We start from the raw sequence: 1,355 nt of genomic DNA, 5'->3' as shown, positions 1-1,355 counted from the left end.
GCTTCCGTCAGAGGAACCCGCTGCACCCGATGGACTCCCGCCTCAAATTTCAGCTTACTATAGACGTTATCGCCTTTAATCTCTAAAATTGCCTCTTTAAATCCTCCCATATCCGCCGGAGATTCACTCAAAAGGCTAACTTTCCAGTTTTGAGTTTCGGCATATTTTGAGTACAAGCGAACTAAATCCCCCGCCCAAATACTGGCCTCATCACCTCCGGTCCCAGCGCGAATTTCTAGCATGATATTCTTTTCATCGAGGGGATCCCGGGGCAGCAGCAGAATTGTTAATTGGTCTTCCAAAGTGGCTATTTTTTCCTCTAATTCTGCCACTTCTAGGGCGGCCATTTCCCTTAATTCGGGATCGCTGGCGGATTCTTTGAAGATTTGTTTCGCACCGATTAAATCCTCTTGACTTTTTTGCCAAATTTCGTAAGTGTTGACCGTTTCCTCTAGGGAAGCGCGGGATTTGGCCAGACGATGCAATTCACCCGGATTACCGGTGACATCGGGATCCGCTAGACGACGGGTTAATTCTTTGTAGGTCTGTTCTACAGATTGCAGTTTGTCTAGTAAATAACTTTCAGCCATAATCGATAATAAATAGGGTTAAACGGGGTTAATTTGAAGATAACCCGCAAATTCACTGGATTAGAAGCGTCTAACAGATAATAGAGACGCAATCCTTTTAATTGTCTTAATTTTCTTGGTTTGGGGTTCTTCGAGATCGGAAAAATCCCGCCCAACTGCTGACAGTCAGTCAGTTTTGCTAATACTTAGAAATATTTTTGGGCCAGCAAGCGGCAAGGGAAGACATTTTTTTTCTTAACCAGATTATTCCTATATCTGAAACTATCATTTTTTGGCCGGTTTGAGCAAGTAATAGACCTCTTGCAAAAATCAAAAATCTTCCTTTAGGTGAGGAGTCTCCGAGCCAGTAGTCAGTAGTCAGGAGAATTAAGAATGAGCATTAATCAATTAAATGCTCTATTTGGTTATTTTATGCAATTTTATGCTTATTTTTCTCATTTTTGCCCTCTCAAAAATTAATTATGCAAGAACTCTTATGTCTATCCTAAACAAAGAAAATCTTAAGCTGGAAGCTCTCAACCTGTCTCAAAAATACCAAAAAACAGCCTTCTGGCAGAGGGGTTGGGGGTGAGGGTAATTAACCATCTCTGCCATTACCTTTGAAAAATTTGACTTAAACAAATTAGGCTCTTCGGTAATTGTTATGCAATGGACGGGGGTTATAAGGGATGGAACCCTTATATAGAAAAGCATTTAGCGATTTTTGTCAATTGTTTTTGCTCTAGAGCGAACTAATCAATTAAGTCTCTTGCCAGATAAGGATTT

The 1,355-nt window shown here is 40.8% G+C and carries 1 protein-coding gene; it reads right to left on the bottom strand.

Going from position 1 to position 1,355, the window contains the following annotated elements; translation table 11 throughout:
* The coding region (locus PX481_RS07000; RefSeq protein WP_288094126.1) for a PCRF domain-containing protein at positions 1-590 on the bottom strand (590 nt) is incomplete at its 3' end.
* Positions 591-1,355: the final 765 nt, after the last annotated feature.

Source organism: Microcystis sp. M53603_WE2, from assembly GCF_030065435.1.
This window is presented reverse-complemented; position numbering and strand designations above follow the sequence as displayed.